This is a genomic window from Sedimentibacter sp. (genome assembly GCF_032080165.1).
GTDB lineage: Bacteria > Bacillota > Clostridia > Tissierellales > Sedimentibacteraceae > Sedimentibacter.
This window is the reverse complement of record NZ_DAMASY010000007.1, coordinates 72,958-88,619: the sequence shown is the minus strand read 5'-3', so window position 1 is coordinate 88,619 and position 15,662 is coordinate 72,958. Positions and strand designations below refer to the sequence as shown.

Sequence of the window (15,662 nt, the reverse complement as noted above, 5' to 3'; positions counted from 1 at the left end):
AAATTGTTTAGCAATTGGAACTAAAAATTATAGACTTCCTTTACCTCCTTTCCTTTTTTATTAGCTGATATTAAACCTTCATTAAGGGAGACTAATATTAAACGTATATCAGCCCAACCCTTAAATCCAAATGCGAAACCTTTATTATATCTGAATTGCTTTACAGCATTTTTTATATACTCTAAATCTTCTTCTATAATATTTTCTGTTACTATTATTCCTGAAATTGTGCTTGACATGTGCTCGTTAGATGGGTTTACAATAGAATTAACAGATTTTATTAAATTGTCTGTACAATTATGATAAGTATTTTTGTCAAAATCTTTAAAATACTTTAATAGAACATATTCATTATTTTCAAAAGCGTAGGCAACTGCTTTTTTAACCAATATGTATTTTTCGTTTCTAAGGTGATATTTTGCAAACAATTCGTAACTACATCCATTGATAATATGATTTTTTGATATGTCGAAACTGCCTCTTAGTTTATTTTCAATTGCATCAATATACATAGATAGTTCCATAATTTCACCTTTTATCAAAATGTATAATATCTTTATACATAAATATTATCACTGTTTTTGAATAGAGTCAAGCCACTATTTTACATAATTGACATTTGTCGTAAACTTAAATATAATCTATATATAGAATATTTAAAAAATATGGGGGCGTATGATGAAAAATGAAATATTTTTAAAAATTAAAGAGAATATTATGTTGTTTATACAGGGTGCCACCGACTTTAACAGAAAATCAAAAGCGCTTTTAATTAAAGAATCACATAATGAAATGGATGAATTTATGCTACTGTGCTTCGGCGACCTGTTAGGAATACCTATTCCAACAAGTTATTATTCACTTGAGCTGCTTCCTTTAATCGCTGATGATTTAGATGGATGGCATAACAGGATATCAGGAAGGCTAACCATTTGGCAGGAAAAATGGGGAGATTATGGATTTGATGCTTAGGGAGGTTAAATATGATTACATTTATAGGTGGTAAAGGCGGTGTGGGAAAAACAACCTGCAGCGCAGCGTATGCATTGAAGTGTGCTGAAAGTGGGCATAAAACACTAATCGTTTCAACTGACCCTGCTCATTCGACGTCTGATATTTTTGAAACTGAAATCAAAAATGAGATTACTAATATTATGCCTAATTTAGACGCTTTAGAAATAAACTCTGAAAAAGAAAGCAAAGCATACATGGATAATGTGAGATTAAGTCTTAAGAATGTTGTAAGTCCAATTATTGTAGAGCAGATTAACAAGCAAATAGATGCTGCTTCTATTTCACCCGGTACAGAAGAAGCCGCTTTATTTGATAAAATGATAGAAATCATTACGGAGAAAACAAACGATTATGATATAATCATATTTGATACGGCTCCGACAGGACATACCTTAAGACTGCTTTCTTTGCCTGAATTGCTGGGTGCATGGCTTGAAACACTGATTAAAAAAAGAAGCAGATCAATAACGCTTATGACTATGGCTAACCATAACGGTTATGCTGATAAAAAAGAAATAGAAAAAGATGAAGTTATTAAAATATTAAAGACGAGATATGATAAAATAAACAAAGCAAAAGATATAATGCTTGATAACAGCAAGCTTTCTTTTATATTTGTAACAAATGCAGAAAAATTGCCTATAGACGAAACGGTTAAGGCAATAAATATTTTAGAGAAATATAATGTAAGCGTAAACGGAATTATTGTGAATAAAATACTTCCTGACAATATGACCGATGAATTTTGGATTAATAAAAAAGAACAAGAACAAAAATATCTAAATATAATTAAAGAAAATTTCAATAATAAAAAAATCTTCCTGCTTCCTTTACTTGAAGAAGATATGAAATCAAACAATATTCAAATGATTGCCGATAAATTAGAAGAGTATTTTTAATATAACATTTTTTAAAAGAATATTAATTCTATTAAGCTGCCAATTTGCTAAGTGAATAGGTTAATACGTAGCAGCTTAATAGAATTATTATGTTTAATATATATCCGAGTGATAGCTGAAATCCGGGAAATATGGATATTAAAGAACCTAACACAAGTCCTAAAATTGCATAATAAGTAAAGCCATAATGTTTTTTAAACAAAGCAGAAATAAGCTTTGCAAACAACAGAATACTTAACCCGAAACCAATTCCCAAATAAAACATAAACATTATCTGCATGTTTGATATAGCTGATATAACCAATTCATATGAGCCTATATACATTAATATTATTGATGCACTTATCCCCGGTATTATTGTTCCGAAGCCAATAATTAATCCATATATTATAAAATTAATGACTGACGGATTATTTAAATTGTTTATGGTAACAGCACTTTTTTCAAGATATAAGAGAATTAAACTAAAGAAAAATGTCACAAAGAAGGGTATAAGATATTTACGTTTATAACCTCTTTTATTTGCTTCTTTTATAACCGATGGTATTGTTCCTAACATGAGTCCAACAAAAGCATACCTTATTTCAATTTCAAAATTTTTGAACAGGAATTCAATAATCCTGCTGAATAATAAAACTCCTAAAACTCCACCAATGCCAATAGGTATGAAAAATTTAACATTTTCTTTAAATTTATAACTTAAATTAGCAATAAAAAAAGTAATCTTATCATAATAACCAAAAATTACCGCCAAAGCCCCGCCGCTGACACCCGGAGCAATTGCACCTGCACCCATTAACATTCCCTTTAATACCTTTGAAAAAAAATCCATTTTAGTACCTCATTATCGGTTAATCTCTTCCTAATAGTAAATTATATAGAAAAATACTGAATTTATCAATAAAAAATATACTTATTCGCATTTATTTGTTAATTATTTAGTTTAACTGCCTTCTTAAATATTAAATATCCAGCAACAAACATGACTGCTATAAAGGCTACTCCAGTCTTGGAATTACCGCTGATTTGAGTAGTTATCCCCATAAGCATGGTTCCGGTAAATGAAGCTCCCTTTCCGAATATATCATAAAATCCAAAATACTCGCTTGATTTTTCTTTTGGTATAATCTTGGCGAAATATGAACGAGAAAGAGCTTGTATAGCTCCCTGAAACATTGCAACACAAACTGCCAAAAACCAAAACTCCCATGCTTTATCTAATTGTAATGCAAATAAGGTAATAAAGAAATAACCTGCAATGCTGAAGCTTATTAAGCTTGTAGTACTGTATTTTTTAGAAAGCTTTCCAAATATAATTGCAAAAGGAAATGCGACAACCTGTGTCAACAATAATGCAAACAATAAATTATTGTCGCTTATACCAACATCTTTTCCATAGGAGGTAGCCATTTCTATAATAGTATACACCCCGTCTATGTAGAAAAAGAAAGCTAAAAGAAATACAAAAATTTCTTTCTGCTGCTTTATATCCTTAAAAGTTTTTCCAAGTCTAATAAAAGCATTTTTTAGAGCATCCTTTTCAACCTCTACATAATGTATTTGTTTATAATTCTTGTAAAGAGGAATTGTAACTAAAAGCCACCATGCTGCATTTATAATGAATGCGGTTTTAGTGGCAAAATCGGATGTAACATTAAGCTTTTCTGCGGAAAGAATGAATACAAGCGATAGGGTAAAAGGTATACAACTGCCTATATACCCCCATGCATAACCATAAGATGAAAGCATATCCATTCTATCATCTGTGGTTACATCAGAAAGCATTGCATCATAGAATATAATACTTGATGAAACACCTACTTTAGCAATTACAAATACAACCAAGAATAGAATCCATGATAACGGTAATGCCAATGAAGCACAGCCGATTACACCCAACATTAAAAACAACGTGAACAACGGTTTTTTGTAACCCTTTGTATCTGCTAATGTTCCTAAGATAGGTCCTAATATTGCAACAATCAGTGTGGATATTGAAATAGCATATCCCCAGTAAGCTGTTGAATTTGCGGCAGAAATACCCATGGAAGAAGCAATATTTTTGAAATAAATAGGAATTATGGTTGAAACAAGAAGTATAAACGCCGAATTACCAACATCATATAAAACCCAGTATTTTTCTAACTTTGTAAGCTTGCTATCAGTTTTATTCATTTTTCACTCCCGTTATTTATTATTCTCATTGTTATACTATCCTAAAGAATCTTATTATTTATATGATAATCTACTTAATAAAACTTGTCCATAATTTTTGCCTTTAAAAAAAGCGAGCCTCACGTCTCGCCAAACTATTAGTAATTTTCACAATTCAATTCATAGAACCCTTGAGGATAGAAGCATATCGGGCAAACCTCGGGTGCACATTCACTCCATACCAGATTACCGCATCTTAAGCAAACCCATACAGTGCTTACCGGCTTGCAGAATACCTGATTATTTAGAATATTATCCGCTAATGCATTAAACCTGAAATAGTGATGCCTCTCTATTGCTGCAATTCCTTCAAACATATTTGCTATGTCAGTATAACCTTCCTCTCTTGCTACGCGTCCATATTCTAAATACAGGTCGGTTCCTTCATAATTTTCTTCCTCAGCTGCCTGTTGTAAATTTGTAAGTGTATCAGGTATGTTTCCCATCAAAAACCTTGACCAAATTATAGCATGCTCCGTCTCATTTCCGGCTGTAATACCAAAAATATTGCCTATCTGCTGATATCCTTCTCTCCGCGCGTTTTCTTCATAAATTCTATAGCTTGTGCTAAAAGTCAATTCTCTTCGCAGTGCATCCTGTAAGTTTTGGTATGTCTGACTATTTATAAATTCAATATTATTAACCATATGTTCACACCCTCTATATAATAAGTATATTTTATATTATATTATGTAGTACTTAAAATAAGGTGTGAAAATTACCCGTCATTCAACGTTTTAAAAAATCATCCGAAATTTCTGTTGAAGTATGAGTTAATACCGTCTTGGGCATTTAAATTATTATAATATTCATGTATTATTTCAACTGCTTTAATTATTGCTTTTTCATATAAATCATATAGATTTTTATTTAATTCATCGCACTGATGATTTGACTCATAGTTCATTATGAGTCCTCTCATTTTTTTATAATTGCCTGACAGCTTTAAGCCGGCGAAAATTATATATCGTTTTATTATCCATGGTGCAACAAGCAAATTTAAATTGAATTTCATTGACTTTAATGCTCTTAATATATTTTCACTTGAAATGCCTTCAAAAAAACGTGAAATTATCCGTGCACTATATTCACTTGGAATTATATGAGAAGCAGGCTTGAATGAAACAGGTTTCTTGTTATGTTTAAGCATAATAAATCTGTCAAATTCCGTTTCAATTTCACCATGTGTCAACTCATCATTTTCAAACAACCTGATATATGGATGACAATGGCTGTCTAACATGAAATGACATATAAAACCTAAAATATATGAGCATGAAGCATTAAAATTCTTACTATTTATTATTTCATTTCCTGCATTTTCAAAAAATGTATTTGCTGTATGCTCATGAAGGTCGTGTCCTGTCTTGCTTATCAGATTCGGCTTTAACGGTTGATAATAAAATAAAATATCCGGACCGTGGAGTCCGATATTATACAACTCTATATTTTCATTAATTATCCTTTTTGTTTCATCGTTTAAGTTTTTTAAAACCTCTTGTCCGAAAGTATAATGAGCATAAGTTGTAGGCATACAAACCTCCATTAATTTATTTATTCAACGTTTTTCTTTTCTTTTCTCGCTATAGCCAGCAATAAACCGAGGGCAATCGATAAGAATGCTGAAACCAATACTCTTAATTCCTTAGGAAGCATAAAAACAAAAGTATGGGCAGGAATCCAGAACAATGTACACATTTTAACCCAGCTGAATTCAACCAATGAATGCCAATCAACCTTGTCTACCAAGCTGCTTAACTTAATATTTTTCTTTTTCTCATAAATTGCATCAATATATAAATCTGTAAATCTATGGAATGCCATCATCATTGGTCCAAAGGTTAAATTCATAAATGCACTTCCAAAAAACGCCTGTGCTAATTTTGTACCTTCAAGAGGAAGCATGTTAAGCTTTTGAGCTGTGCCTACCCCTTCCATAACAACAGTAAACACTAAGGAAACCATCATACCGATAAGTCCCCAAACAGCTGCCCTTGCTATAATTCCCCTTGGGATAATGTACTTACCTTTTGCTAATCTTGTTCCTAACAAATCTCCCATTGTTGCAAGTATTCCAAATTTTATAAAACCACTAATATACGGATGTGCTCCTGAAAATTCCATAAACATTTCTCTGCTGAACGGTATCACTAAAATGAATACCCAAACAGACAATGCCGCTAACCATAAAAAGTCACCTTTTTTCATATGTTCTCCTTCTAACGCAGGCGACCCAAATTGCAATTTGGTGTCGGTCGCTTATACTGTAAGTGAAAATTAAATATGTTCAGCGATTCACTGAACATATTTATTATACTTAATTATTAATTAAAAATCAATTATTGTTATAACTAAAATTAATGTGTCCTCCGCCTCGTGCGTCTTGCTTTTTCAATGCTTTTCTATTGATAAAAGTAATTCCTTAATGTGTAAGCCACTGCCATAACCTACCAGACTGCCGTTTGAGCCAATCACTCTGTGACACGGTACTACAATCATAATAGGATTTTTATTGTTTGCTCCTCCAACAGCTCTGGAGCCGTTGGGATCACCTACCTTTTCGGCAATCTGCTTGTAGCTTTTTGTTTCCCCGTAGGGAATTTCGCACAATGCCTTCCATACCTTGTTTTGAAAATTTGTTCCGTTTAACTTAAGAGGAAGATTAAATTCTCTTCTTTTGCCGTCAAAATATTCATACAGCTGTTCTGAAGCACTTTTAATCAATTCTGTTTCACAAATATTGTAATCATCAGTATACTCACCTTCAGCTATTTCAATATTGGTTATTTCGGTGCCATTGTCCATTATCGCAAGCTTTCCAATCGTTGTATCATAGAAAAATATATTTTTCATGATTATCTCCTACACTAAAATTATTTTTATTACGCTATTTTATAACTAAATTATGATATCCCCCGATCCCATAGGCGGTGGGTAATTTTCTTAACTAATATTAATAATATCGGAAAATTCTATATGCACCAACTGATTAATTGTGTCATAATCAATAACCTTTGCGTTGTCATTTTTGTACAAACTATGAATCATATCTTTATTGTCAAGAGGAATTTTAACAGATATGCTTCCTTCATTTAATTTGCTTTCTACGCTGACCTTACCTCCATGAAGTTCAACTATTGCCTTGGCCAATTCAAGTCCTATGCCGCTTCCTTCCGAACCTCTGGACAGTGATTTGTCAGCTTGTCCAAATCTATTAAATATCTTTTCTAAATATTTCGTATCAATTCCAATACCATTGTCCGTTATTGTAATTTCTATATTCGTTTTATTGTCAGTAAATTTAACTAATATATTTCCTTTCAGCTTTGAAAATTTCACAGCATTGGATATAATATTCAGAATTGATTTTCCAAACAATTCAGAATCAATTGTAACATATTTTTCTTCTACATTTGTATCAAATAAAATATTAAGCCCCATTTTCTTTATTTTGGGGGCTATATTTTGAACTACATATTCTACAACCTCTACAAGGTTGACACGTTCAAGATTTAATTTGTATTCGCCGGATTCTATTGTTGTTAAATCCAAAATGTGGTTGATATACTTTGTTAATCTGAAACAGTTGTTTTTAATGAAATTTACATAATTCACCAAATTATCATCGCGGAAATCCTGAGTAGAAATTTCAATCATCTGTGCTGCACCGTATATTATGTTTAAAGGTGTTTTTAATTCATGAGAACAATTAATTAATAACTCATCATTTATGTTAATGTTTTTTTTTACACTATCTTCTTCACTTATCTCATCAAACAAATCTTCTAAAATTTCGCTCCCTTTTAGTTTCATCGGAATTATAATACCATTTTGTCTTTTGTTCTTTACCATCATACAATCAACCCCCTTACTTTTTTATTTGATATAGTTTATTATATACCCATAATATTAAAATTTAATTAACGAAATAAAAAATAATTGAGGTTAGAACACAAACTCTTTAATGCCTGTGTCCTACCTCAATTTATTAAACAATACATTTAATTTTTGCCTTTTCCTCAGTTGTTGATTCGAGTAAATGAGGATCTTCAAAATACTTCTCTAAAAGCTTAAATGATCTGGCAAAATATACTCCGTCACAAATTCTTTCGTCTAAAGTATATCCGATTTGGCAGCATTTTTTTACAACCACCTGATCATTAACAACCATAGGAAGCTTTACCGTTTTTCCTAAAGCAACAAAAATTCCTGTTGTGCCAAAATCGTAAAGGTGGTGATATATATAATTAGTATCTATTGATTTTAAATAGGTAAAAAACAAAGTTGTATGAAACGGACTTGCCTTAATTACTCTTTCAGGCAATAGATTTAATTGATCCATACTCTTTATAATTTTAACTAATAATTTTTTTACTATTCCCGGCATTGACATAACCATTGCCGCAAGCTTATCTGAATCAGTATTGCTTTTATAAGGCTTTGCTTCAGCTATTATTCTATCTATAATCTCAGATACCTCAAATATATTTTCCTTACCTGTAAATTCAAATTTTACGGTTGTTTCTTCGCCTTCATCACGCAGAGATCGCTTGATAGCCATTGAAACACAAATGTTGTTTCGTTCGTATATTTGACTGTTCATAATAAAGCGATTTAATTGAGGTCTCTTTGCTATTAACCTTACATATGCCGCTATAAAAATATGCAAATAACTTAACTTATATCCTTGTTTCTTTTTCTCTAAAATATAACGATCAATGGAATCTGCACAAACAACCTGCTTAGAAAAGTTCTGTGCGTCGCTGCGCTTTTCCATGATATAAGGAATAATTTTTACAAATGGTTCCAATGATTTTACTAATTTTCCGTCACATCGTTTCATAATGCCTCCTATGGAAAACACTTCTTAAAACATTATAGCATAATTATTAATTAAAATCCCTGTTTTTCTAACCAATTTGTTAATTTTTTTTTACAAATGTCTTTACTGTTATCTAATCTCCTTTTAACAAAAAAACTCTAAAAAATAATTTTCAAGAGTTTCTGTTTTTATATAATTTTCGAAATTCGGAAGGAGTACTTCCGAAATTTCGCTTAAAGTGACAAAATCATGACCACTACACAGCCGGTGGTCATGATTAACGTTAAACAATTTATCAATATATGTATTTACATTGCTATTCTGCTACATAGCCAACAGATGTATCAATTCCAATTTGATTTAACTCTCCGTCCCAAACAACAGCAAAATCAAACACTTCACCTACATCTCTCAGCTTGAAGTAATTATTTCCTCCAATTGTATACGCCTGAAGTTCAATTTCTTCTCCATCTAAATAGATTGTTGACTGATTAGTTATTGCTTGTACAGATTCTGTTCCGTCTGATACACCAAACTCTCCTCCAACAGGTGTATACGCTTCGCCGGAAACAAGGTTAATGGCATTTTTCTCTGCGTCCCAAGTCACTTCGAATTGTTTTTCTGAGCCGGTTACAGCCATAGCCAAATCTCTCAGTTTAAAATAATTGTACCCGTCGATATTATATGCTTCAAATGAAACATCCTCTCCGTCTACAACAACCTTAGATGCTGTAGGTACAGCAATTGCTTCCTCAACCGGTATATCAACAGTAGTGTCAGGAGTTTCAGTAGATTCTTCCGCCTCTACAAATACAAAATAAATATTATTAAAAACATTAATTACTTCTCCATTTGTATCCATAACAGAAAAATCAAAAACAAATACATTGTCTGAAACCAATTCTTCGAAATCTTCATACAATGACGGTCTATATGCAACACTGCCATCTTCTAATTCGTAGAAAAGGTCACCTATTTGTCCATAGAATGTTCCGGGAAATGAAGCTATTATTGATGCATCTTCATTGGTTGTTTGTATTTCAAAAAAAGTATACGTACCTAAGCTGTCCTTAACAGGTTTTTCAGCAACGACTGCCTTAATAACTTCTCCGTCTACCTCAACTTCTCTTATATCAATAAAGTTAGGTACAACAATTTTATAACCGCTGTCAGCATCTACTAAACTGATTGTTTCTGTCTGAGCTGCATAGACCGGAACCATCATAAGTCCCATAATTAACATAATTGATAATAAAAACTTGTGACATGATTTAATATACATATTATTTCCTCCAATTCAAATATAATCAATATCATAGCATAATGATGCAATATTTGCAATATATTGTAAAAATTTTGTATAATCTTAATTAAAATCCCTTTTCTTCGAGAAACTTCGCGAATTTACTTTCAGAAAATATTTCATTGGTTATAAACTTACCGTCATAGAAAAAGCTGTATGTTGTAAACGGAGCCGAAGCATTTTGTGCCTGCTCTCTTGATTCTATCTTTACCGTCTTAATGCTCTTACCTTTTGATTTGGCTGTCTCAGCTATTAACGGAACGTATTTATCAGTATGAGGGCACTGATTTGTATAATATAAAACCATACCATCCTCATCAATCGAACCACTTTTACAACAATCTTTGAATTTTGGCTCTATTGCATTTTCTTTCAGCGGAAGATACATAAGCTCATAATAAGGAGCAGCTGTATCACAAATCCTAAACCCCTTATATTTCAGATACTTCGGATCTGATAAAAATGGCATCTTTTTAGAAGAGGAAAGAATAACAAGCCCTTGTTTATTCTGAAGCTTAGCATCATTAATACATTCTTCCAACAGTTTATTCGCATATCCCTGACCTTTAAACTGTCCTGAAACCCAAAAGCAGTTTATAAAAATATAACCCTCTGCTACAATGGGGCACCAAGCATTTTCGGCAGGAATATATTCAATAAAAACCTTACCTTTTGCGTCAAGTCGTTTAAAAACAAGTCCATTTTCAAATTGCTCTTTCATCCAATTTTTCTTGGATGATACACACGATTCTCCTTTTTTGTCCGAAATTGCACAGCATATATGCTCCTTATCAATGTTGCTGCTATCGATATTAATGATATTCATGATTTACACCTTCCCTCAAAATAGTATTATACCATATTTTTGTAATTATAAATATCAGGTTTATCCTTCTTCCTGTGCTTGCGATCCGAACAGGGATTGAAGGCGTCTTGCCAGCACTCCCTGTTTTTATGTCTTCAAATGAAATCCATAATTATTCTTTATAAATGTATATTTAAATATATCTTTTTACCGAATAAAATTAGTTACATTACCCCGTTCAGTCTCCGGCATTTTCACACCATTTGCTTTTCCTGCTTCAATGCACTTCAAAAGCCAAGCCATGTTTCTTCCAAGGTTCCGCATGGTCTGCATACCTTCCAAGTCCTTCTTCACTTCTTCTGGTGTCATGCCATGAACCATATTCCAATAGGTTGAACAGGGCATGGGCATTTGATTAATTGTAAAATATTTGTTCAATACATCCAGGGCAGCTGTGGTACCGCCTCTGCGGGCAGCTGCTACAGCTGCTCCGGGTTTGTGAGCAAATATATCTCTCTGAGAAAAGAACATTCTGTCTAACACAGATTGTATCTGACCGCTTGGATGAGCGTAATATACCGGTGTGCCAAAGATAAAGCCGTCCGCTTCTTTTGATTTCGCAAGCCATTCGCTTACCACATCATCATTGAAAATACACGGTTTTTTGCATTCGCATTTACGACAGCCGATACAATCTCTTACCGGTTTTGCCCCAATCTGCAAAATCTCCGTTTCAATCCCTTCGTGTTCCAAGGCTGAAGCAACCTCTTGTAAAGCGGTATATGTACAACCTTTTGAACGCGGGCTTCCGTTAAATAATAATACACGCATAGTAATCCTCCTCCTTTTTTACCTGCTGTTTCTATTTTACCAATAAAGATCTAAAATTACAAATATAACTCATAATTAGATATGCTTTAAAGGTTAATGGGTTTCTCTTTTTCTAATAGATATTGACAAAATGACTTACAAGTCATATAATATGACCCATAAGTCATTTTTATTGTACAGGAGGATGAAAGCATTGCCAAAAAGAACCTTTAACCGTCTTGACGACGAAAAAAAAGAAAGAATCATGCGTGCGACCATTGAAGAATTCCAATCGTGCGGATTCGAAAGAGCGAAAATCGGAAATATTGCCCAAAACGCAGGAGTTGCTAAAGGAAGCATATATCAATATTTCGATGACAAAAAGGAACTGTTTTTATATTCCGTCACATGGTCGCTGGAATATTTTATGAAGGTTATCGACAGACAAACTCCATTGAAGGACATGGACGTCTATGATTATTTTCTTTCCGGAAGTCGCGAACGCTTTGAACTGATAAAACGAGAACCACTGCTTGTCTCATTTTCCATGGATATCTTCACGGGCAAATTCGGTAATCTTGCTCAGGAAGCAAACAAGGAATTATATCGGATTGGTGAAGAATACGAGCTAAGGTTGATTGAAAACGGTAAAATAAAAGGAACTATTAGAAATGACATAGACAACAAAACTCTTTTACTGTTTTTTCAAGGTGTTACAGAAAAATTCAGCGTTGAAATTATAGCAAAAGCAAAAAGTTTTAATTACGACCCTACGGATGAACAATATTGTGAAATGGAAAATTTGCTGAAAAGCATGGTTACATTATTAAAACAAGGAATGGAGGTAATTTAAGAATGTTTATTACAGTTAAAAACCTGAAAAAAAGCTATCAAGCAGGTGAAAACAAAAACGAGGTACTAAAAGAAGTAGACCTTACTCTTGAAAAAGGAGAGATCGGGGTTATTCTCGGTCCGTCCGGTTCGGGAAAATCTACACTGATGAACATCATAGGCGGCATTGACCGAGCTGACAGCGGCAATATCTTTATGGACGGTCTGGAAATTACTGCTCTTGATGACGACAAACTGACGGATTATCGTAGGAATTCGGTCGGTTTTGTCTTTCAGTTTTATAATTTAGTTCCAAATCTTACTGTAGCGGAAAACATCGAGGTGGTTTCCAACATATCAAAATCTGCACTTAATATGGATACGGTATTGAAGGCGGTTGGCTTAGAAAGCAAAAAAAGAAGCTTTCCAAGACAGCTTTCCGGAGGAGAGCAGCAACGTGTTTCTATCGCCCGTGCGATCGTAAAGAATCCAAAGCTTCTATTGTGTGACGAGCCGACCGGAGCACTGGATTACGAAACGTCCCGAGGTGTACTTTCCCTTTTGCAAAAAATTAACCGCGACTTTGGAACGACAATCCTTATGATTACCCACAACACAGCTATCGGAGATATGGCAAACAAAATTTATAAGCTGCGCAGCGGAGAGATTGTTGAAACTATACATCATGATGAAACGATCGCAGCAGAAAGGATTGAATGGTAATGACTCTATATAAAAAAGTAATTCGTTCCATGCTGGAGCACAAAGCACGATACATCGGTTCCATGCTTTTGCTCACAATCAGCAGCATGATGTTCGTAATGACGAACAATACATCTGTCAATTTGGAAAACACGTTTACTTCATTTTCTCAGCAAAACCTTTTATCTGATGCAGAATTTTCTATCGATACTGAATTTGATATTAGCTCATTTAGCGAGAAATTTGCTGCTAAAATTGAACTTGGCGGTACTGCGGATTGTGAGGTAGAACCCGGTCAAAAGCTTCGGATATTTTCTTCAATGAATTCAGTCAATATTCCTGCCGTTCAGGAGGGGAATTTACCCGGTGCTTCAGAAATAATGCTTGACCGTCTGTTTGCCAAAACAAACGACTACGAAATTGGCGACACAATCACTGTGGCAGGCAGGGATTTCACAGTTTCAGGCTATGTTCTTTTGCCAAATTTTATCTATGTAGTTGAATCAAAGGAAGTAATGATGAACGATCCCAACACATTCGGTGTGGGTGTCGTCGACAAAGCAGATTTCAATACCTTGCCCGATCACAATCAGGTTTATGCCATTCGTTTTGACGAAAGAGAGAATATTAAATCTCAGGAAACGGCAGTAAAAAACTCATTGCGTGCACAAGGCATGCAAATAACAAACTGGCAGAGCACCAACAAGAAGATTAATGTATCCTATATCCCTATGGAGGTCAGTGTATTATCCGCCGTTAGTGCAGCTGTGCCGCTTGTGATGCTTTTGCTTACCTGTGTTTTGCTTGGAATGCTAATGTGGCGAATGATTAAGAGCGAATCCGTCCTTATAGGTACATTTTATGCTCATGGCTGTCGAAGACAGGATTTACGTATCCATTACTTGATGTTTCCTCTGTTTGTATCCATTATCGGCTCAGTAACAGGCTCCATAATAGGTCTGTTTCTGATGAATGTTATGTTTAATTTTATGCTTACAGCTTTTCCTATGCCGGTTTATGAAACTATATATAATAATTGGCTGATTGTTTTTGCAATTTTGACTCCAATTATAGTTCTTTGCGGTGTCACATGGGGTATTGTAGGCAAAATATTAAAAGTGTCTCCGGCAACCCTCATGAAAGGCGGAGAATCAAAAAATGAGACAAATTTTATTGAGCGTAATCTACGTCTTGACCGACTTAAATTCAACGCAAAATTTCAAATAAGGGAACAGGTTCGCAGCTTATCCAGAAGTTTCTTTCTGCTGTTTGGCGTTGCTGTCGCGACAATGCTCATATTATATGGCTTTACAATGAAAAGCTCTGTTGACTATATGCTCACCAAGGGCATAGAAGAAATGTATAATCTTAAGTATGAGTACGTTTTTAAATCGGAAAAAACCGGAAATCCGCCGGCGGGAACCGAACAGTTTGGTGCGGCATATGTGAGCCTGATAGACAATGACGACACAAGTTTTTATGTTACCGGCGTTCTGCCCGACACGGAAAGGATCAGATTGAAAGATATATCCGGACAACCGCTTAAACCGGAGCAAAACACTATTACCGTCCCACTGGCTCAAAAGCTGAATGCTAATGCGGGTGATACCGTGATGGTATTCGATACGGAAACAGGAAAGGAACATAGTTTTATAATTGAGCAGGTTGCAGATACCTATGCAGGTGAATTTCTTTTTATGCCGCTTGACCAATTCAACTCTGAATTCGGACTGCCTGAGGATGCTTACATCGGTATCTGGAGTGACGAACCGATGACCTTTTCTCAAATGGAAATTCAGAGTACAAAATCTATTGAGGCAATCGTTGCGGGCTTCGGCAGCTTGATTAACCAAATGGGTCCCATGATTTACGGACTGATTTTCTCTGCCTTTATCGTAGGTCTGATTATTATATATATTGTGACCGGATTGGTAGTTGATGAGAGCCGAGCAAGTATATCGCTTATGAAGGTGTTCGGATACAGAAGGAAGGAAATCAATAAATTGATATTGGGCAGCAATACACTTATCGTTGTAATAGGTTATCTAATCGGAATCCCCGCTTTACTGGGAACCGTAGAAGCACTTTATCGATCTCTTACCGAAAGCCTTCAAATCGTACTGCCGGTTAAACTTAATATCTGGTATATAGTATTGGGCTTTATTATAGTGATGATAACATATGAATTTGCAAAACTGATGTGCAGAAAAAAAATATCTCGTATCCCGATGGACGAAGCATTGAAGGCGGGAATGGAATAAA

The 15,662-nt window shown here is 34.2% G+C and carries 17 protein-coding genes; 5 read left to right on the top strand and 12 right to left on the bottom strand.

Translation table 11 applies throughout. From position 1 onward, the window contains the following. Positions 1–20: 20 nt before the first annotated feature. A complete protein-coding gene (locus RT412_RS11165) occupies positions 21–512 on the bottom strand; it encodes a hypothetical protein (RefSeq protein ID WP_313413274.1) in 492 nt (163 codons plus the stop codon). 166 nt (positions 513–678) lie between these two features. On the opposite strand from RT412_RS11165, the gene RT412_RS11160 reads away from it, so the two are divergent. Both RT412_RS11160 and RT412_RS11155 read left to right on the top strand, forming a co-directional pair. Then, positions 679–972 carry a hypothetical protein gene (locus RT412_RS11160; protein ID WP_313344761.1) on the top strand — a complete coding sequence of 98 codons (294 nt, stop codon included), beginning with the start codon at positions 679–681 and terminating at the stop codon, positions 970–972. Between the two features lie 11 nt (positions 973–983). Next, positions 984–1,913, top strand: a complete 930-nt coding sequence (locus tag RT412_RS11155) for a TRC40/GET3/ArsA family transport-energizing ATPase (RefSeq protein WP_313344758.1) — start codon at positions 984–986, stop codon at positions 1,911–1,913. Between the two features lie 31 nt (positions 1,914–1,944). On the opposite strand, the gene RT412_RS11150 is transcribed toward RT412_RS11155, so the two are convergent. The 11 genes from RT412_RS11150 to RT412_RS11100 form a co-directional block, all read right to left on the bottom strand. Continuing rightward, complete coding sequence (locus tag RT412_RS11150) at positions 1,945–2,745, bottom strand: undecaprenyl phosphate translocase family protein (RefSeq protein WP_313344755.1); 801 nt, start codon at positions 2,743–2,745, stop codon at positions 1,945–1,947. A gap of 98 nt (positions 2,746–2,843) precedes the next feature. Then, entirely contained in the window at positions 2,844–4,088 is a 1,245-nt protein-coding gene (locus RT412_RS11145; RefSeq protein ID WP_313344752.1) for an MFS transporter, read from the bottom strand. 137 nt (positions 4,089–4,225) lie between these two features. Next, on the bottom strand, positions 4,226–4,774 hold the full coding sequence (locus tag RT412_RS11140) for a ferritin family protein (protein ID WP_313344749.1): 549 nt from the start codon (positions 4,772–4,774) through the stop codon (positions 4,226–4,228). 98 nt (positions 4,775–4,872) lie between these two features. Beyond that, entirely contained in the window at positions 4,873–5,661 is a 789-nt protein-coding gene (locus RT412_RS11135) for a zinc dependent phospholipase C family protein (protein WP_313344747.1), read from the bottom strand. Between the two features lie 20 nt (positions 5,662–5,681). After that, complete coding sequence (locus tag RT412_RS11130) at positions 5,682–6,335, bottom strand: hypothetical protein (protein ID WP_313344744.1); 654 nt, start codon at positions 6,333–6,335, stop codon at positions 5,682–5,684. Positions 6,336–6,518: 183 nt separating this feature from the next. Beyond that, positions 6,519–6,980, bottom strand: coding sequence for a methylated-DNA--[protein]-cysteine S-methyltransferase (locus tag RT412_RS11125; RefSeq protein WP_313344741.1), 462 nt, complete (start codon positions 6,978–6,980; stop codon positions 6,519–6,521). 90 nt (positions 6,981–7,070) lie between these two features. Beyond that, positions 7,071–7,982: a HAMP domain-containing sensor histidine kinase gene (locus RT412_RS11120; protein WP_313344738.1), complete on the bottom strand. Its 912-nt coding sequence runs from the start codon at positions 7,980–7,982 to the stop codon at positions 7,071–7,073. A gap of 133 nt (positions 7,983–8,115) precedes the next feature. Further along, on the bottom strand, positions 8,116–8,970 hold the full coding sequence (locus RT412_RS11115) for a 2-oxo acid dehydrogenase subunit E2 (protein WP_313344736.1): 855 nt from the start codon (positions 8,968–8,970) through the stop codon (positions 8,116–8,118). A 295-nt stretch (positions 8,971–9,265) separates the two neighbouring features. Continuing rightward, a complete protein-coding gene (locus tag RT412_RS11110) occupies positions 9,266–10,231 on the bottom strand; it encodes a stalk domain-containing protein (RefSeq protein WP_313344734.1) in 966 nt (321 codons plus the stop codon). 88 nt (positions 10,232–10,319) lie between these two features. Next, the gene (locus RT412_RS11105; RefSeq protein ID WP_313344732.1) at positions 10,320–11,078 is read right to left on the bottom strand and encodes a YoaP domain-containing protein; all 759 of its coding nucleotides are present in this window, start codon (positions 11,076–11,078) and stop codon (positions 10,320–10,322) included. Positions 11,079–11,264: 186 nt separating this feature from the next. After that, positions 11,265–11,888 (bottom strand): flavodoxin family protein, encoded by a 624-nt coding sequence (locus RT412_RS11100; RefSeq protein WP_313344729.1) that lies wholly within the window; start codon positions 11,886–11,888, stop codon positions 11,265–11,267. Between the two features lie 193 nt (positions 11,889–12,081). On the opposite strand from RT412_RS11100, the gene RT412_RS11095 reads away from it, so the two are divergent. Genes RT412_RS11095 through RT412_RS11085 form a run of 3 tightly spaced genes read left to right on the top strand, consistent with a single transcriptional unit; the run spans position 12,082 to position 15,661 of the window. After that, a complete protein-coding gene (locus RT412_RS11095; protein ID WP_313370258.1) occupies positions 12,082–12,720 on the top strand; it encodes a TetR/AcrR family transcriptional regulator in 639 nt (212 codons plus the stop codon). A 2-nt stretch (positions 12,721–12,722) separates the two neighbouring features. Beyond that, positions 12,723–13,421 carry an ABC transporter ATP-binding protein gene (locus RT412_RS11090; protein ID WP_313344724.1) on the top strand — a complete coding sequence of 233 codons (699 nt, stop codon included), beginning with the start codon at positions 12,723–12,725 and terminating at the stop codon, positions 13,419–13,421. Further along, the gene (locus tag RT412_RS11085; protein ID WP_313413272.1) at positions 13,415–15,661 is read left to right on the top strand and encodes an FtsX-like permease family protein; all 2,247 of its coding nucleotides are present in this window, start codon (positions 13,415–13,417) and stop codon (positions 15,659–15,661) included. The genes RT412_RS11090 and RT412_RS11085 overlap by 7 nt, the downstream gene beginning before the upstream one ends. The last annotated feature ends 1 nt before the right edge of the window (position 15,662 follow it).